Here is a 16,767-nt window from a genome sequence, read left to right as displayed (position 1 = left end):
AGGGAACGGTTTCATGAGCACAACCAGCGCCACGGCCCTGCCCGACGGCGGCCTGAAGAGCCCCGGCGCGGGACTTGTCACCCTGGACCCGGTGCATACCGCCCTGCTCCGGGGCCTCGACGGCCTCCTCACCGGACTCGCCGCCCGTCACGGCGCCCCCGAGGTGACCGGCCCCCCGCTGCTCGCCGCCGAGGGCCTCGCCCGGCTCGACTACTTCCGCAACTTCCCCCATCTCGGCGTCGGCGCGGGGACGTTCGCCCCCGAGTCGCTCGACGGCCTGGCCGGCGGCGAGCCCCCCGCCGGGCTGCCCCTGAGGCCCACCGGCCATCTGCTCCCCTCGGCCACCTGCTACGGACTGCTGCTGTCCCTGGAGGACCGGGACGTCGGCGAGGACGGACTGCGGCTCTCCGCCACCGGCCGCTGCTTCCGCAACGAGACCCACTACGACGGACTGCGCCGCCTGTGGGGCTTCCACATGCGTGAGGTGCTCTTCCTCGGCACCAGGGAAGGCGCCTTGGAACACCTGGAGCAGGGAGCGGAGTTCGTCCGGGAGACCGCCGGCCGGCTCGGGCTGGACCTGACCCGCGCCACCGCCGACGACCCCTTCTACGACCGGGGCGGCTCCCGGGCCCGCCTGATGGCCCTCGACCCCGTCAAGCACGAGTTCAGCGCCCCCGACGGCACCGCGATCGCCTCCGTCAACCGCCACCGCAACTTCTTCGGGGAGCGCCTGGGCATCCGCGCCGGCTCCCACGGCCCCGCCTACAGCGCCTGCGTGGCCTTCGGCGTCGAACGCTGGGTGCACGCCATGATCCTCGCCCACGGCTCCGCCGAGCGGGCACTCGACCGGCTCCGGGCAGCCGCCCGCGACCTCTGACCGACCCCACCGCACCACGAGGAGTGGAACCGCACCATGGACCGTGTCGCCGCCTGGCTCCACGAGAAGAACCCCGGACTCGACGGGCCGATCGACGCCGACGAGGACCTCGTCGAGGCCCGGCTCATCGACTCCATGGACTTCCTGGAGTTCGTCGACCTCCTGGAGGAGATCTCCGGCACCTCCATCGACCTCCAGCAGGCCACCATCGACGACTTCCGCACCCTCTCCCGCGTCCGGGAGCGCTTCCTCAGCACCGCCGGGTGAACCGGACCGTGGCGGCGGCTCCCGGCCCGGCCCTCGCCGGGGTGGGCGCCACCCCGGAGGTGCTGGCCCTCCCCGGCCTCACCGAGGACCTGCTCGCCCCCTGGGAGGCCCGCCGCCTGGCGAAGATCCGCCGTGCCGCCCGCCGGGACGACGTGCTCGCCTCCCGGCTCCTGCTCCGGCTGTGCGTCTCCCGACTGACGGGGCGCCCGCCCGGGGACACGGAACTCGCCCAGCGCTGCCCCGGCTGCGGGCGGCACGGCCACGGCCGCCCCTACCTCCCCGGCCACCCGGGCCTCGGCGTCAGCCTCAGCCACGCCGACGGGGTGGTCGCCGCCGCGGCGGGGCCCGGACCCACGGGGGTCGACGTCGAGGCGGCAGACCGCCGCCCCCCGGCCCACCGGACGCTGCGCCGCCTGCTGACCGAGGCCGAACTGCGCGCGGCGGGCCCCGGGGACGCCGGAAGGCTGCGCGCCTGGGTCCGCTGCGAGGCCCGGTTCAAGGCGGGCGGGCAGGCGCCCCATGTGCGGGTGTGGAGCGACGCCCGCACCGGCGCGGTCGCCGCCGTCGCCACGAGCGCGCCGGCTGTGGTCTTCTCCCTGCGGGCCGCCCCCGGCTGACCCGGCCCGACCCGGGTCCGGCCCCGGGCCGACACCGCCCCCGGGCCGCCCGCGCCGCCCGGGGCCCGAAGGGCCGCGCACGCCCGGGGGCCTGCCGCCTCACTCCCCGTGACGGGTGAGGTTCGCGCCGGTCGCCGGATCGAAGACGTGCATGCCCGAGGTGTCCACGTACAGCTCGGCCTCGCGGCCCTCGCGCACCCCCGTCGCGGTACTGAGCCGGGTGACGATCTGGTGCCCGTCGCCCCCCGACTCCGCGACCCCCGAGTCCGCCGCCAGCTCGGCCAGCTCGGCGGAGACCGCCGGCTCCCAGCCCTCCTCGGTGAAGTGGGCGAAGACGTCCGAGCCGAGCGACTCGACCACGTCCACGGTGGCCGTGAAGCGGGCCCCCTCCCGGTCCGGGTCCACCAGCGCGGCGTCCTCGAACGCCTCCGGACGCAGCCCCACGATCAGGTCGCGCGGCGCGTCCTGCTCCTCCAGCCGCCGCAGCACCTCCGGCGACAGGGGCAGGTCGCCCACCGCGGTCCGCAGGACGCCCTCCTCCAGCACGGCGTGCAGGAAGTTCATCGCGGGGGAGCCGATGAAGCCCGCCACGAACAGGTTGTGCGGCTGGTCGTAGAGATGCTGCGGAGTGCCGACCTGCTGGACCACCCCGCCGCGCATCACCACCACCCGGTCCCCGAGCGTCATGGCCTCCGTCTGGTCGTGCGTCACGTACACGGTCGTGGTGCCGAGCCGCTGCTGGAGACGGGAGATCTGGGTGCGCATCTGCACCCGCAGCTTGGCGTCGAGGTTGGACAGCGGCTCGTCCATCAGGAAGGCCTTGGGGCTGCGCACGATCGCCCGGCCCATGGCGACCCGCTGGCGCTGGCCGCCGGAGAGGTTGGCGGGCTTGCGGTCGAGGTGCTCGGTCAGGTCCAGGATCCGCGCCGCCTCCTCGACCTTGCGCGTCACGGTCTCCTTGTCGGTCCTGGCCAGCCGCAGGGCGAAGCCCATGTTCTCGCGCACGCTCATGTGCGGGTACAGGGCGTAGCTCTGGAAGACCATGGCGATGTCGCGGTCCTTGGGCGAGCGGTCGTTGACCACCTCGCCCCCGATGCGCAGCGTCCCCTCGGTGATGTCCTCCAGGCCCGCGATCATGTTGAGGGTGGTGGACTTGCCGCACCCGGAGGGGCCCACCAGGATGACGAACTCCCCGTCCCCCACGGTGAGGTTGACGTCCTTCACGGCCAGGGCGCCGTCGGGGTACCTCTTCGTGATGCCCTCGAGAACGATCTCGGCCACAGTGGGTGCTCCTTGCAGAGGGGGTGCCGCGGGCGGCGGTGGGTCGGGGGCGGCGGCCGGACCGCGGGCCGGTCAGCCCTTGACGGCTCCGGAGGTCAGTCCGGCGACGATCCGGCGCTGGAACAGCAGGACGAAGAGGATGATCGGCACGGTGATGACGGTGGCGGCGGCGGCGATCGATCCGGTCGGCTGCTGGAACTGGCTGCTGCCGGTGAAGAACGCGATCGCCGCAGGAACCGTGCGCGCCGCCTCCGTCGAGGTCAGCGAGATCGCGAACAGGAAGTCGTTCCAGCAGAAGATGAACACCAGGATCGCCGTCGTGAACACCCCGGGCGCGGCGAGCGGCGCGATCACCAGGCGGAACGCCTGCGCGGGCGTCGCCCCGTCGACCTTCGCGGCCTTCTCCAGGTCCCAGGGGATCTCCCGGAAGAAGGCCGACAGCGTGTAGATGGCCAGCGGGAGCGAGAAGGTCATGTAGGGCAGGATCAGTCCCGGCCAGGTGTCGAAGATCCCGAGCACCCGCTCGATGTTGAACAGCGGGGAGACCAGCGAGATCGGCGGGAACATCGCGATCAGCAGGGACAGCCCGATCAGCAGCCGCTTACCGGGGAAGCGCAACCGGGCCACCGCGTAGGCCGCCATGGTGCCGAGGACGACCGCGATGAACGTCGCGATCAGCGCGATGCCGATCGAGTTCACCAGCGCACGGGTGAACTCCGAGGTCTGGAAGATCCCCCGGTAGTTCTCCCAGGTCCACTTGGTCGGGATGAAGTTCCCGTCGGTCAGGGTGGAGGGGTCCTTGAAGGACAGGGACACGATCCACCACACGGGGAACAACGCGTACGCCACGACGAGGACGTTGACGACGGTCCACCGGGTGAGATGCCGCTTTCCTGCGCCGGCCATCAGCGGCCCCCCTGCTCTGATCCGGGGGCAGCCGCCCCGAAGAGTCTGACGAAGACGAAGGCGATCACCGCGACGCAGACGAAGACGAGGACCGAGATCGCCGACCCGATGCCCAGGTTCAGGGCGGTGAACAGGTTGTCGTAGCCGAGGATCGACACCGAGCCGGTCCCGTGCGCGCCCGCGGTCAGGATGAAGATCGAGTCGAAGACCCGGAAGGCGTCGAGGGTGCGGAACAGCAGCGCCACCAGGATCGCCGGCTTCATCAGCGGCAGGGTGACCCGCCGGAACCGCTGCCAGGCACCGGCTCCGTCGACCATCGCGGCACGCAGCGTCTCCTCCGGCACCAGGGCGAGCCCGGCCAGCAGCAGCAGCGCCATGAACGGGGTCGTCTTCCACACCTCCGCCAGGATGATCAGCCCGAGCGCGGGCCACTGCTCCGTCAGCGGCGCGTCCCCCTCCGGCAGCAGCGCGGCGAGATAGCCCGTGTCCGGGGTCCAGGCGTACTGCCAGGAGAAGGCCGCGACGACCGTGACGATGCCGTACGGCACCAGGATGGCGGTGCGCACCGTCCCGCGGCCCACGATGGTGCGGTGCATCACCAGCGCCAGCGCCATGCCGAGCACCAGCTCGACGGTGACCGAGACCACGGTGATGAACAGGGTGACCCAGAACGCCTCCCACCAGAACGGGGAGGAGAGCACCGCGCCGTAGTTGCTCAGGCCCACGAACTCGGCCTGGTCCGGGAAGCGGAGGTCGTAGCGCTGGAGCGAGAGGTAGACCGCGTAGCCGATCGGATAGGCGGTGACCGCGACCATCACCAGGACCGCGGGCGCGCACAGCAGCCAGCCCAGGCGCCGCTCCTGCCGCGCCCCCTCCGACAGGCGCCCCGCCTCGGCGGGGGCCTCCGCACCCGCCGCCGCGGCCCCGGCGCCCCCTTCCGTCCCCGTCCGCCTCACGGGACCAGCCCCTTCGACTCGAGGGCGTCCTGGATCTGGGAGGACATGGTCTCGACGGAGCTCTCGGGGTCGATCGCCGAGGGCGGGGACAGCGTGTGCGAGATGACGATGGACACGTTCTGGTACGCGGGCGTCTGGGGCCGGACACTGGCGTTCTCCAGGGACCGGAAGATGGCGTCCGCGAACGGGTAGCTCTTCACGAACTCCTCGTCGAAGTAGAGTTCACGCAGGGTCGGCGGCAGACCGCCCTTCACCGCGGCGTTGATCTGGTTCTCCTTGTTGCGCAGGCAGAGCGCCGCCTCGAAGGCGAGGTCCGGGTGCCGGGAGTAGGCGCCCACGGCGAGGTCGATGCCGCCGATGGTGGGCCGGGCGGGCCGGGAGGCGTCCACCCGGGGGTAGGGCGCCCAGCGGAAGTGCTCGAACAGCTCCGGGTTGTTGGCCTGCATCGCCGGATACACGAAGGGGTAGTTGAGTTCGAAGGCCGCCGTGCCGGCCTCCATCGCGAGCCGGTTCTGATCCTCCATCTGGTTCGGCAGCGAGGGGTCGGCCGCCGGGGAGCGCGCCAGGTCCCGCATGATGCCGGCGGCCCGGACGGCCGGCGGCCCGAGGGAGGGGGCGGTGGCGTCGGCGTTGAGGACGGAGCCCCCGGCGCTCGCCACCAGGGTGTTGAACCAGACCGTGAGCCCCTCGTACTGGGCCCCCTGGATCTCGACGTAGTGGGGCTTGCCCTCCCCGGCGAGGCGCCGTGCCTCGTCCAGCATCGCGGACCAGGTCGCCGGCGGATCCCCGACGAGGTCGCTGCGGTACCACAGCAGCTGCGTGTTGGTGTTGTACGGGACCGCGTAGAGGCGGTCGTTCCAGGTGCCGGTCTGCAGCGGCACCTTCAGGGTGCCCTCCTCGGCCCTCGTCCGGTCCTCGCCGCTCCACGGCAGGATCCAGCCCGCCTCGGCGAACTCCGGGGTCCAGGTGACGTCCAGGCCCATGATGTCGATCGACCGGTCCTCGGCCGCCAGCCGGCGCACCAGCTGCTGGCGCTGCCCGTCGGCCGTGCGCGGCAGCTTGTTGTACGCGATCCGGTAGCGGCCGCCGGAGCCGCGCGTGCAGTTCTGCGCCGCCTCGGCCAGGGCGCCGGAGTCGTCGGGGAAGTTGTACCAGTTCAGCGTCGGGGGACCGCCGGAGTCCCCCGAGCCGCAGGCCGTCAGCAACGACGCCAGCAGCGGCAGGACGATCAGACGGCGCAGCCGCTGCACGACCGCCCTCCACAGCTCCGCACCACGGCCCTCACCCGACATGGCACGACCGTAGGGCGCGGGCCGCGGTCCGGGGCGCAGCACCGGGTCCCGGGGCGGCAAGCTCACCCGGGCGGCGCAGGGCGCGTCAGGAGCCGCTGCCCCAGGCGGCCGTCAGCCCCTCCAGCCAGGCCGGGGGCAGCTCGCCCGCGTCCCATGCCTCCCACAGCTCCCCGGGGGCGGCCGAGAGCCGTTCCAGGACGGCGATGCTGGTGGGGGAGTGGACCAGCGAGTAGCGGCCGTGGATCGCGATGCCGCTGCCCGGCCCGTAGCGGGCGAACAGCCGTTCCAGCCGCTCCCGGTGCTCCGCCGCGAAGCCCGCCAGCCGCCCCGCGTACCCGGCCCGCTCCCGGGCCCCCATGGTGGCGAGGACGGCCGTGAGCACCTGTTCCGACACCTCGGGGTCGAAGTCCGAGACCGTGGTGAACGACAGGTACAGAGGGGTGGCCGCCACCCTCGCCCGCTCCACCTCCATCCGGCGCACCGGGGGCCGCTCCCCGGCGGGGGCGTCCGCCGCGTCGTGGACCAGGGCCGCACGCACCGCCCGCTCGGCCAACTCGCCGAGGTCCGCCGTCGCCGCCTGGACACCGTCGAGCCAGCCCGCCCGGTAGAGCGTCTCCCCGGCTGCCGGGGCCCCGCGCTGCGCTCCGGCGAGTTCGCGGTGCGCCAGGGAGACGGCCCCGGCCTCGACGAGACCGATCAGCTCCTCCGCGTCGCCGGGGCCGACCCCGGCCCTGCCCAGGAGTTGCAGGAGGGTGCGTCTGGCGTTGAGGACGCCGACCGCGTCCGGCTGCTGCCGCCCCTCTTCGGCGGATGCCATGGATCTCCTCCGTGCGGTCCGCCCGGTGGTTCGGCGGACCACCGGGAACCACCTCCGCGGGCGCGGGGACGACATGCTCGGCCTGCGGCGATGGTAGCAGCGGGAGTGATCTCCCAGGAGCAGCTTGCGGGAAGGGGGCCGCCCCCGCGCGCCGCCGGCCCTCAGGCCCCGCGGACCGCCCGCACCACCAGCCGCTCGGCGTGCTCGTCGTAGGGGCGGCCGTCGAAGCCGCCGAACACCTCCACCTCCCCGAACCCGGCCTCCTCGACCAGCCCGCGCAGCTCCACGGCGCTGTAGACGAACCACTCCAGCCTCGCCCGCACCACCCGGTCGCCGCGGACCAGCACCCAGTCGCTGCGCAGCCTCGCCCAGTCGTCCAGCACCGTGTCGGTCTGCACCACCAGGTCCTCGCCCCGGCGCACCACCTTGGGCGGGGTGACCCGGCGGGCCAGCAGCTCCTTGCCCGCGAGGTCCAGCAGCAGCGTCCCGCCGGGCGCCAGGCAGTCGTGCATCGTGTGCAGGACCCGCGCGTTGTCGGCCGGGTCCTCGAAGTAGCCGAAGGACGTGAACAGGTTCACGGCGACGTCGAAGCGCCCCGGCGCCTCGAAGGTGCGGGCGTCGGCCCGCACATGGGCGACCCGGGCCCCCGCCCGGTCCGCCCGCCCGCGCGCCCGCTCCAGCATCGAGGGGCTCAGGTCGACCCCCGTGACCTCGTGGCCCCGCAGGGCCAGCGGGACGGTGAACACCCCCGGGCCGCAGCACAGGTCCAGCACCCGCGAGCCGGCGGGGAAGGACAGCAGGGGGGAGGCCCCGACCAGGGCCCCGGCCTGCCCGATGCGCTCCTCGGAGAAGAGGACGTCGTGGAACTCGGTCCAGAAGTCATCGTCCTGGAACCCGCCCGTCCGTGTCATCAGCCGTTGCTCCTCGGTCGTCTCGGTCGTCTCGGTCGCCCGGGGCCCCGCGGGTACCCGGGTGGTCTCGGTGGCCCGTGCCGCCCCGCGCGTCCGCGCCGGAGTCCGGCCGGGGCCCGCCGCGCACCGCCAGCAGCAGCGCCGGGAGCAGCAGGCACTGCGCCGCGGCGAGGAGCCAGAACCACCCGGTGTGCCCGGCCCGCTCGACGAAGCCGTACAACTGGCCCCCGAGCAGCCCGCTGGCGCAGGCGCCCAGGCCCGCGGCGAGCCGCTGCCGGCCGAAGACCGCGGCGTCCGAGCCGGTGCTGCGACGCAGCGCCTCCAGGTCGTTCTTCAGGAACAGGACGATGTCCCCCGCGGTGATCAGCGCACCGCCCGCCAGGAGCGCCGGCCGGGTGCCCGCGGCCAGCACCGCCATCCCCGCCGCCAGGCCCGCGAAGCCCACCGCGAGCGCCACCGGGTAGGGCATCCGCCCGATCAGGCCCGAGGCGAGCGGCTGCACGACCACGACCAGCGCGAAGCACACCAGCAGCACCAGGCTGTAGAAGGCGCCCGAGGCCCGCTCCACGGCGTACACCGCCAGATAGTGCTGGAAGTGGAAGTACAGGTAGAAGGCGAGTGCGTTGGCGGCGAACGGCAGGGGGGCGAGGCCCGTGAGCAGACCCCGCCCGCGTTGCTCCGCCCCGGTGCTCCCCGCGCCGCGCGCGGCCGCGGGCAGCAGGGCGTGCCCCGCCGTCACCGCCGCGAACAGCGCCGTGACGGTGGCGAACAGCCAGCCGGGGGAGGAGAGCACGAACGGTCCCGCGACCAGCGGCCCCACCGCCATGCCCGCGTTGAGCGCCGCATTGCCCGCCGACAGGAACGCCGGGCGCCGCTCCTCGTCCACCCCGGCCACCAGGTAGGCCTTGTTCGCCGGCAGGTACAGGGCGGCACCGCAGCAGGTGAGGACCAGCGCGCCCACCGCCAGCGGCGGCCAGCGCAGAGCCGCCAGCAGGGCGCCAGGGCAGGACCGGAGACGCCGGTCGCGGAAGGACCGCAGGGACGCACCGGGCGCCCCGGGCGCGGCCCGACCGTCCGCGCCGGGGCGGGACCGTCGGCAGTTCGCCGGTGCGGACCACCTCCGCGACCGGACCGTCCGCGCCGGACGGAACTCCCGCGCCGCGGCCGCCCTCCGCGCCCTGAAGCCCGCTCCCCGCGCACGGCCGCGCCCGCACTGCCGTCCCCGCGGGGGCCGTCGCGCCCGCGGGCGCCGCGCCGGGCCGCCGTCCGCCCCCGGCGCCTCGATGCGCCCGGCGGCCCCGGGTGGGGTATCGGTCAGATCCGGGGAGCCGCGGTCGGGCCCGGACACACGCTGGGCGCCCTCGCCCCGCGTGTGACGTGGGCACGTGTGGCAGCGGGTCGGTGTACCCGGCGCCAAGGGTCCGGCACACCGTCGATTTTGCGCACTCCGGATGGTCCCGGCAGGTCAACGGGCCCGCAATGCGCCCCCTTGTGCCCCCGCGCGCGGTGTTGCGACGGTGTGGAGTGGGGCAGTTGGGAGGAGTGGGCACATGCCTGTGGCGTGACCGGCGCTGTCGCCGGCGACTCAGGGGGTTGAGGATGGTCCGGGTGCTTGTCGTGCACGATGCGGGGCTGCTCCGCTCGGCTCTGGTGGAACTGCTGCGTACCGACCCGGCACTGGAGGTGACCTCCACGACGCCCTCCGACTGCCTGCGGCGGACGGGCCGTCATTCCACCCCGGGCACCGGGGACCCGTCCGTGGACGTCCGCGTGGTGGACGGGGACTGCATGGCCTCCTGCGACCGGTGCGAGGCGGTCCCCGGCGCACAGGGCGGGCCCCCGGGACGGGACCCGGGGCTCGTCGTCCTGGCCACACCCGAGCAGCCCGGCCTGCTGCGCCGGGCACTGGACGCCGGGGCGCTCGGCCTCGTCGACAAGAACGCCTCCCGGCGCCATCTGATCACGGCCGTGCACGCGGTCGCCAAGGGGGAGCGCCATCTCGACGCCTCCCTGGCCTTCGCGCTGCTGGACGCCACCGCCCCGCCGCTCACCCACCGGGAACTCAGGGTGGTGACGCTCGCGGGCCAGGGTGCGCCGATGGACGAGATAGCGGCGCTGCTGCACCTGTCGCGGGGCACCGTGCGCAACTACATGGCCAGCGCGATACGGAAGGTCGGCGCCCGCAACCGGATGGACGCCATACGGATCGTCCGCGACGCCGGCTGGGCGTGACACCCGCCCGCTCGGGGCGCGGACGGCTCCCGCGCCCCGCCCCTGCCCGCTCCCGGCACGCTCGGCGCAGGGCCGCTCATCCGGCTCAGCCGCCTCCGCGCGCTCCCCGTGGCCGGTGACGTCCCGGTTCAGCGGTGAACCGCCCGGCCGTTCCCGGTGCTTCCCGTACGCCGCCCGGTTTCCGAGGAGCAGCAGGGAGGAGACCGCACCCCGGGATCCGCCGGGGGACCTGCGGCACGCCCCGTCCCGGCTCCGGCACACCCGTCCCGCCTCCGTGGGCCGCGTCGGGCTGCTCGCCCGCCCGGCCGGGCACGCCTGAGCGGCTCGCAGGACCACGCCGCGCCTCCACCGGAGGGGCCACGGGCCCCGGGGGGAGGCATGCCGCCCCGGGGCCCGGCTCTGTGCACCCGTGCTGCGTGACGACAGCGCAGCCGCCTGGAACCGGTCAGCGCAGGAGGTCTTCGCGGCGCAGGGTGCTCCCCGGCCCCGGCCCGCAGCGCTGGCGGCCGCCCCCCGCGCCGGCGCCGCTCCGACGGGAGGGCCGGACCCCGGCCGTCGCCCGGGCACGGCGGGCCGCTCGCGATGGGGAGCATCTGCACGGCGGCCTCACCGCCACCCCGTACCGGCGGCCGGCACCCTGTCCGGCACCGACTCACGCCGCCCCTGGCCTCGGGGTCTGTGAGGACCCGGGGGCAGGGGCGGCGCTGTGGAGGCGGGGTCGGACCAGGGGCGGCCCCGCGGCCGGGGTCATTCGGGGCGGCTGAAGCGCCGGGTGGCGTAGAGCAGGGCGAGGACGCCGGCGGTGAGGAGGACTCCGGCTTCCAGGAGCAGCGGGGGCTGGTGGCCGAACCATTCGATGCCGACCGCGGTCGCCTCGTGGGGCACGTGCAGGCCGATGGAGCGGCGCAGCAGGTCCACGCCGTAGGCGAGGGGGTTCAGGGCGGCCAGTCCGCGAGCCCAGTCGGGGAGGCTGTCGAGCGGGAAGAAGCCGCCGGAGAGGAAGAGCAGCGGCATCATCACCAGGCCGAGGAGCACGTGGAAGAGCTCGGCGCGGCCGAGGCTGACGGCGAGGGCGAGCGCCAGCGCGGTGATGGTGAAGGAGGACAGGACCAGGCCGACGAGGAGCAGGGCCAGCAGCAGCGGGTCGTAGGGCAGGCCGACCGCGCCGGCCAGGGCGAGGAGGACGGCGCCCTGGACGGTGGCGACCACGGTGCCGCCCGCGCAGTTGCCCAGGAGCAGGGTGGCGCGGCTGACCGGGGCCATCAGGAGTTCCCGCAGGTATCCGGTCTGCTTGTCGGTGATGAGGCGGATGCCCACCATGATGGCGGGGCTCTGGACGGTCATCATCAGCATGCCGGGGAAGAGGTACAGCTGGTAGCCCACGCCGAGCGCGGCGGTGGGGATCAGGGCGGCCAGACCGCCTCCGAGGATGAAGAGGTAGAGCACCGGCTGGATCAGCATCAGCGCGGTGTGGGTGCGCTGCAGGGACAGGCGCAGCAGGTCGCGGTGGACCAGGGCATGGACCGCGCGCAGTTCCCGGCGCAGGCGGCTCGGGGGTGCCGGACGCGGGCCGGTGCGGCCGTCGGGGTTTCCCGGCGCGGTGACGGCGGTGGCGGTCACAGGCCCTCACCCGCCGTCTTCGGTCCTGCGGTGTGGATGCTGCGGCCGGTGTGGTGGAAGAAGACGTCGTCGAGGGTCGGCGGGGTCGCGGAGGCGGCCCGGACGGGGATGCCCTCCGCGGCGAGAGCCGCGCACAGGCGGGGGATCCAGGAACTGCCGTCGGGCAGGCGCAGGCTGATCCCGTCCGAGCCGTGGGTGGTACGGGTGCCCGGCGGGGCGGCACGGCGCACGACGCGGTCGGCGGCAGGGTCGTCGTGGGTGCGCAGGACCACCCGGTCGTTGCCGATGGCGGCCTTGAGGGCGGCGGGCGCCCCCTGCGCGACCAGGCGGCCGCCGTCGATGATGGCGAGGCGGTCGCAGTTCTCGGCCTCGTCCAGGTAGTGGGTGGTGATGAAGAGGGTGGTCCCCTGCCGCTCGCGCAACTGGCGCAGGTAGTCCCAGACCTGGGCGCGCGCGTGGGGGTCGAGTCCCGTGGTGGGCTCGTCGAGGAAGAGGATCCGCGGCTCGTGGAGGAGGCCGCGGGCGAGTTCGAGGCGGCGGCGCATGCCGCCGGAGAGGGTGCGGACCGGGGCCCGCCGCCGGTCGCCGAGGCCGATGGCATCGAGGGTCTCGGTGGTACGCCGGCGGGCGTCGCGGCGGCTCATGCCGTACAGCCGGGCGTGGACGCGCAGGTTCTGCTGCACCGTCAGTTCCATGTCGAGTGCGCTGTGCTGGAAGAGCATGCCGACCTGACGGCGGACCTGGCCCGGGTGGGTGAGGACGTCGACGCCTGCCACCGTGGCCGTTCCGGAGGTGGGGCGGGCCAGGGCGCACAGGAGGGAGATCGTGGTGGACTTCCCCGCGCCGTTGGGGCCGAGGAACGCGAAGGTCTCGCCCTGGTGCACGTCGAGGTCCAGGCCGCGCACGGCGGGGCTGACGCTCCCGTCCGGGCCGGGGTAGCTCTTGGCCAGACCGCGGGTGCTGATGGCGTACGGCCCCTGCGCTTCGGGCCGCGCACCGTCCTGGGCCGTGGCGGAGGTCGGGAGGGGCGTTCGTGCGGGGGCATCGGCACCGGCGTACGGCTGCATGGTCACTCAGGTCCTCGTCTGCTGGATGTCGTCCACGGACGTGGGCGCGCGATACGTCGAAGGGGCCGTGTGCTGCTCGGGGCGGGTGCCTCGTACCCCCGCGGAGGCGGGGGCCGGACGCTCCGGCCGGTGACTGCCGCGGGGGCGGTCACCGGCCGGAGGTCGGCCGGTTCCCTCGTGCTGCCCTGGTCGGCTGGCGACGCGGGTGCACCGGGTGGTGCCGGCCTGCGGGGGACCGGCGCTCAGCGCCCCGTCAAGCGCGAAGCGGTTGACGGGGCCGCCGGGCCGTATCGGATCCGCTCGGGCTGCGACCTGGTCAGGCGCAGCTGATGCCGATGCAGACGGTGTTGAGGAGCGTGAGCAGGCCGACGCACGCACACGTGTCGGCGAACGCGGCTCCGTCGGCGCCGATCGGGTCGGTCTCCGGAAGGGCGTGCAGGTGAGCCAGCAGTTCGAGGTCGCGGTTCTCCATGGCTATCTCCTTCTCTCGGTGGTGTCGACAGGGGGGTCCCTGTCAGCCCGGCTGCTGGATCATCCAGAGCCGGGAGTCCGTGTGGCGGGTCCGCAGGAGGAACGCGAGGATTCCTGCGGACCCGTCGCTCCAGCCCGTCGAGACGTCCCCGTACTCGTTGGGGAAGACGACGTGGCCGTCGCGGTGGATCTGTTCGGCGGTGATGAGGCGGGCCAGGGCCTCGGCCGACGCGTGGTGGGCGGGATCCCCCGTGGCGGCGGCCAGGTCGAGGAGGAAGTCGCCGTTGCCCGCAAGGCCGTGGCACTGGGCGAGGGGGGCCCGGGAGGCACGCTCCACGACGGCCCTCGCCGCACCGCGGGCCAGGTCGCCGTACCGATCGTCGCCGGTGGCCTGCCACAGCCGGAGCAGGAAGGAGCCGATTCCCGCCGAGCCGTGGCACCAGTACGGGGCGGTGGGCACGTCACCGGCTCGGGACGGCCACTGCGCCGCCCCGCCGACCGTCAGGGAGGCGGCCGCCAGGGCCTCTCCCGCCGCCAGGGCCAGATCCCGGTGTTCCCGACGGCCCGTGACGGCTGAAGCGGCGAGCAGGAAGCATCCGATGCCGGCCGTCCCGTGGGCGAAGCCGAGATAGCGTTCACCGGCGCTCCCGGTGACCACTTCGGGCGGCGCGGGCCAGCTGACGCCGGACGGCTCGGGTGTCGCAGCGGCGACCAGCGCGTCGGCCGCCTCGACGACGCGTTCGGCGAAGCGCTGGTCCCCGGTGCGGTGCCAGAGGTGGGCGGCGGCCAGTCCGCTCCCCGCCCGGCCGTGGGTGATGTCGTGGTGGGGCGCCGGTTCCTGGGGGGCCAGCGCCAGGGCCGTCGCATGCTCGACGAGCACGCGGTCCTCGAGGACACGGCCGGCTTCGTACAGCGCCCACGCCGTCCCCCGGCCGCCGAAGTGCAGGCCCGACCGCGTGGAGCGGGTGTCCGTCCGCGCCGCCATCCAGTGCCCCGCGGTGGAGAGCACCTCCGGCAGGCGCCGGTCACCGGTCAGCTCGAAGTACCGGGTCAGGACCGCGAGGACACCGGCGGCGCCCTGCTGCACCGTGCAGGGGTCGGTCTCCCCCGCCTTGACGGACACCGGCCACAGGCGGCGTTCGTCCTGCGGGGTCATCGAGTCGATGAGGTGGTCCACCATCCCCGCCACCGCGCCCTGCGTCTCGTCGGACCGCGGGGTCCGGCCGGCCGGGACCGCGGTGGCCCGGCCCGGAAGTCCCCCTACCGCCCGGCGAAGGGCCGCGCCGGCCCGGTCGGGGTCCCAGCGCTCGGCGGGATCGTCCGCCATCAGCCCGAGGATCATCTCGATCAGGCCCTCGGGCAGTCGCAGCACGTCGTCGCAGGCGGCCAGCCACCCGGCGAGCCGCTCGTGCGCGGTCCTGGCCGCGGGCTCCTCGGCCTGCAGGCCGGGGACCTTGCCGGTGAGGACGAAGCACACGGCGGCACCCAGGCTGTAGTAGTCGGCCGTCGGCGAGACCGCCGCGCCCGCCAGCCGCTCGGGGGCGCTGAAGCCGGGAGTCCCCACCGTGGTCGGAAGCGGGACGTCGTCCTTGAGGACGGCGAGCTCCAGGTCGATGAGGCGCAGTTCACCGTCGGGCCGGACCATGATGTTGCCGGGCGTGAAGTCCCGCAGGACGCAGCCCAGGCCGTGGGCGGCGGCGAGGAGGTCCACCAGACGCCCCGCCAGGGCCAGGGCTTCGGCGCGGTAGCGCTCGCCGCCGATGTCGCGGAAGCGCTCGGCGACCCAGTTGCGCAGCGGGACGCCCTGGATCTCCTCCTCGGCCAGGAAGAGGTGCCCGCCGTGCTCGAACACGGCCAGGAGCCGCGGGGCCAGCCCCGTGCCGTCGAGGAACTCCAGTACCCGGGCCTCGACGCGCAGCCAGTCCCGCACGTCGGATCCGGAGGCGTCGGCCTCCACGTGCGGCCGGGCCTCCTTGATGACCACCGGCACGTCCGCGCTGACGTCCGTCCCCCGGTAGACACCGCCCTTGTTCGTGTGGCGGATCGCCTCCCGGACCGAGAAGCGGCCGCCCAGCAGCACCGGGGCCGTCGTGGCCCGCTCCGCGGCCGCCGGGGCGGGCACGGAGGCCGGGAACGGGCTCACCGCCCAGGCCGGCGGCGAGTAGCGGCCGGTGCGGACGTCTTCCACGGGGTTGCCGTCCGGGTCCTCCATGTACCACACCAGCAGGCCCGACTCGGAGAGCCGTTGACGGCCGACGAACGCCCCGTAGCGGTAGTGCACCAGGCTGTTCACGGCGTAGGGCTGGTCCGACAGGATCCGCGGGCCGGCCAGTCCCGCCGTGGCCCGGTGGAGCTCCAGCGCGATCGCGGCCGCCTCGGCGTCGGAGCGGGGGTAGACGGTGATGAACTTGCCCGAGCTGCCCCTCGGCGTGGCACGGGAGTTGAGCGCGCTCACCTGCTCCAGGGACCGGGCGAACTTGAACATGGACTCCTGGGGCAGCAGTACCTCCAGGCAACGCGCCAGCACCGCGGGAGCGGAGGCGGACGTGGCCGACACGTGCAGCTTCCAGCCCTGCTCGCGCTGCGCCGCGGAGGCGGGTATGAGGCGGCACCACATCGCGTCCGTGTCCACGGTCCACCGCGCGGCCTGTCCCGTGGCGTCCAGCGACCGGCCCAGCAGGTCCTGGAGTTCGACTTCGCTTGCCTGGCTCGTCATGCCCATCCCTCTCCACCGCGGGGACCGCAGATTGGACTGTGCCTTCGGAACGAATAGACCGTGCGTGCCCGACGTCACCCGGCGCAGCGGGCGCACCGTGCTGTGGACGGGGCCGCCGGCAGCCGGTGGTCCGCGGGCTGCGGGGCCGGCCGGTCACCGTGCTCGTGGCGCTCCCGGCCTTCCGGCACGGGGCGCTCGGCGAGCGCGTGGCGCGGGCCCCCGGCGCCGGGCCGGGAGACGCGTTGGGGTGCGTCGTGGAAGTGACGGTCCGCGTCGCAGAACACGTGACAGCCCTGGTGCACGCCCGTCTCCCTTCCGGTCGGTGACAGGAGAAACGGTGTCACGGGGCGGACGGGCCGGAACAGTCACCGCTGTCACCACTGCGCCGTGCGGAACGCACGGGTAACCGGTGCACCGGGGGAGCGTGTGCGGCGCGCCGCGCACGCGGGGCCGCCGCTCCGTCCGGCACGGCACGGGACCGCGGCGGGGGCGGACGGGCATCCGCCCCCGTGGTGCCCGGACCCCCGGCGGGCGGCGGGCAGACGGCGCCCGCGGGCGGTGCGGGCAGGGGCGTCGCGGCCGCCCGTGTGCACACCGCAGGGAGCGCCCCGGACCGGTCCCGTGGGGCGCAGACGGGCCGCCCCGACCGTGCTGCCGCGCGGTGTGGCGCCCGGGAGGGCCGTCGGCGGCACCGCGCGCGGGACGCCTGCGTGGGAACGCCCGCGCGGGAACGCCCG

At 74.5% G+C, this 16,767-nt stretch carries 15 protein-coding genes; 4 read left to right on the top strand and 11 right to left on the bottom strand.

Annotated elements, in window-relative coordinates:
* Nucleotides 1-13: 13 nt before the first annotated feature.
* The 3 genes from ACGF15_RS00355 to ACGF15_RS00345 are packed head-to-tail and all read left to right on the top strand — an operon-like array spanning nt 14 to nt 1,761.
* The gene (locus ACGF15_RS00355; RefSeq protein ID WP_392796415.1) at nt 14-877 is read left to right on the top strand and encodes a hypothetical protein; all 864 of its coding nucleotides are present in this window, start codon (nt 14-16) and stop codon (nt 875-877) included.
* Between the two features lie 36 nt (nt 878-913).
* Nucleotides 914-1,144, top strand: a complete 231-nt coding sequence (locus ACGF15_RS00350; protein WP_345608248.1) for an acyl carrier protein — start codon at nt 914-916, stop codon at nt 1,142-1,144.
* On the top strand, nt 1,141-1,761 hold the full coding sequence (locus tag ACGF15_RS00345) for a 4'-phosphopantetheinyl transferase family protein (RefSeq protein WP_392796414.1): 621 nt from the start codon (nt 1,141-1,143) through the stop codon (nt 1,759-1,761). Before ACGF15_RS00350 ends, ACGF15_RS00345 begins: the two co-directional genes overlap by 4 nt.
* A 99-nt stretch (nt 1,762-1,860) precedes the next feature.
* On the opposite strand, the gene ACGF15_RS00340 is transcribed toward ACGF15_RS00345, so the two are convergent.
* The 7 genes from ACGF15_RS00340 to ACGF15_RS00310 form a co-directional block, all read right to left on the bottom strand.
* Nucleotides 1,861-3,042, bottom strand: a complete 1,182-nt coding sequence (locus ACGF15_RS00340) for a sn-glycerol-3-phosphate ABC transporter ATP-binding protein UgpC (RefSeq protein ID WP_362608585.1) — start codon at nt 3,040-3,042, stop codon at nt 1,861-1,863.
* A gap of 72 nt (nt 3,043-3,114) precedes the next feature.
* Nucleotides 3,115-3,948 carry a carbohydrate ABC transporter permease gene (locus ACGF15_RS00335; RefSeq protein WP_360645798.1) on the bottom strand — a complete coding sequence of 278 codons (834 nt, stop codon included), beginning with the start codon at nt 3,946-3,948 and terminating at the stop codon, nt 3,115-3,117.
* Nucleotides 3,948-4,829, bottom strand: a complete 882-nt coding sequence (locus ACGF15_RS00330; RefSeq protein ID WP_392796871.1) for a carbohydrate ABC transporter permease — start codon at nt 4,827-4,829, stop codon at nt 3,948-3,950. Before ACGF15_RS00330 ends, ACGF15_RS00335 begins: the two co-directional genes overlap by 1 nt.
* 71 nt (nt 4,830-4,900) lie before the next feature.
* Nucleotides 4,901-6,196, bottom strand: coding sequence for an ABC transporter substrate-binding protein (locus ACGF15_RS00325; protein WP_345608240.1), 1,296 nt, complete (start codon nt 6,194-6,196; stop codon nt 4,901-4,903).
* An 85-nt stretch (nt 6,197-6,281) separates the two neighbouring features.
* Nucleotides 6,282-7,013 carry a hypothetical protein gene (locus ACGF15_RS00320; protein ID WP_345608238.1) on the bottom strand — a complete coding sequence of 244 codons (732 nt, stop codon included), beginning with the start codon at nt 7,011-7,013 and terminating at the stop codon, nt 6,282-6,284.
* A gap of 161 nt (nt 7,014-7,174) precedes the next feature.
* Complete coding sequence (locus tag ACGF15_RS00315; RefSeq protein ID WP_392796413.1) at nt 7,175-7,924, bottom strand: class I SAM-dependent methyltransferase; 750 nt, start codon at nt 7,922-7,924, stop codon at nt 7,175-7,177.
* Entirely contained in the window at nt 7,893-8,885 is a 993-nt protein-coding gene (locus ACGF15_RS00310; protein WP_392796412.1) for an MFS transporter, read from the bottom strand. The genes ACGF15_RS00315 and ACGF15_RS00310 overlap by 32 nt, the downstream gene beginning before the upstream one ends.
* Before the next feature lie 638 nt (nt 8,886-9,523).
* On the opposite strand from ACGF15_RS00310, the gene ACGF15_RS00305 reads away from it, so the two are divergent.
* The gene (locus ACGF15_RS00305) at nt 9,524-10,156 is read left to right on the top strand and encodes a response regulator transcription factor (protein WP_345608232.1); all 633 of its coding nucleotides are present in this window, start codon (nt 9,524-9,526) and stop codon (nt 10,154-10,156) included.
* 747 nt (nt 10,157-10,903) lie between these two features.
* Here the strand turns inward: ACGF15_RS00305 and ACGF15_RS00300 are convergent.
* The 4 genes from ACGF15_RS00300 to lanL all read right to left on the bottom strand — a co-directional run bounded on the left by ACGF15_RS00300 (nt 10,904) and on the right by lanL (nt 16,030).
* Nucleotides 10,904-11,776, bottom strand: a complete 873-nt coding sequence (locus tag ACGF15_RS00300; RefSeq protein ID WP_392796411.1) for an ABC transporter permease — start codon at nt 11,774-11,776, stop codon at nt 10,904-10,906.
* A complete protein-coding gene (locus ACGF15_RS00295) occupies nt 11,773-12,843 on the bottom strand; it encodes an ATP-binding cassette domain-containing protein (RefSeq protein ID WP_392796870.1) in 1,071 nt (356 codons plus the stop codon). The genes ACGF15_RS00300 and ACGF15_RS00295 overlap by 4 nt, the downstream gene beginning before the upstream one ends.
* A gap of 316 nt (nt 12,844-13,159) precedes the next feature.
* Complete coding sequence (locus tag ACGF15_RS00290) at nt 13,160-13,315, bottom strand: VenA family class IV lanthipeptide (protein ID WP_345608230.1); 156 nt, start codon at nt 13,313-13,315, stop codon at nt 13,160-13,162.
* A gap of 42 nt (nt 13,316-13,357) precedes the next feature.
* Nucleotides 13,358-16,030 carry a class IV lanthionine synthetase LanL gene (gene lanL / locus ACGF15_RS00285; RefSeq protein WP_392796410.1) on the bottom strand — a complete coding sequence of 891 codons (2,673 nt, stop codon included), beginning with the start codon at nt 16,028-16,030 and terminating at the stop codon, nt 13,358-13,360.
* Nucleotides 16,031-16,767: the final 737 nt, after the last annotated feature.

The sequence above is a fragment of the Streptomyces sp. NPDC048001 genome (assembly GCF_043203115.1).
Classification (GTDB): domain Bacteria; phylum Actinomycetota; class Actinomycetes; order Streptomycetales; family Streptomycetaceae; genus Streptomyces; species Streptomyces sanyensis.
This window is presented reverse-complemented; position numbering and strand designations above follow the sequence as displayed.

What these genes read in the sequence shown, in the direction of transcription:
- ACGF15_RS00355 (WP_392796415.1), top strand. Translation starts at nt 14, where the DNA reads ATGAGCACAACCAGCGCCACGGCCCTGCCCGACGGCGGCCTGAAGAGC.
- ACGF15_RS00350 (WP_345608248.1), top strand. Translation starts at nt 914, where the DNA reads ATGGACCGTGTCGCCGCCTGGCTCCACGAGAAGAACCCCGGACTCGAC.
- ACGF15_RS00335 (WP_360645798.1), bottom strand. Translation starts at nt 3,948, where the DNA reads ATGGCCGGCGCAGGAAAGCGGCATCTCACCCGGTGGACCGTCGTCAAC.
- ACGF15_RS00325 (WP_345608240.1), bottom strand. Translation starts at nt 6,196, where the DNA reads ATGTCGGGTGAGGGCCGTGGTGCGGAGCTGTGGAGGGCGGTCGTGCAG.
- ACGF15_RS00320 (WP_345608238.1), bottom strand. Translation starts at nt 7,013, where the DNA reads ATGGCATCCGCCGAAGAGGGGCGGCAGCAGCCGGACGCGGTCGGCGTC.
- ACGF15_RS00315 (WP_392796413.1), bottom strand. Translation starts at nt 7,924, where the DNA reads ATGACACGGACGGGCGGGTTCCAGGACGATGACTTCTGGACCGAGTTC.
- ACGF15_RS00305 (WP_345608232.1), top strand. Translation starts at nt 9,524, where the DNA reads ATGGTCCGGGTGCTTGTCGTGCACGATGCGGGGCTGCTCCGCTCGGCT.
- ACGF15_RS00295 (WP_392796870.1), bottom strand. Translation starts at nt 12,843, where the DNA reads ATGCAGCCGTACGCCGGTGCCGATGCCCCCGCACGAACGCCCCTCCCG.
- ACGF15_RS00290 (WP_345608230.1), bottom strand. Translation starts at nt 13,315, where the DNA reads ATGGAGAACCGCGACCTCGAACTGCTGGCTCACCTGCACGCCCTTCCG.
- lanL (WP_392796410.1), bottom strand. Translation starts at nt 16,030, where the DNA reads ATGACGAGCCAGGCAAGCGAAGTCGAACTCCAGGACCTGCTGGGCCGG.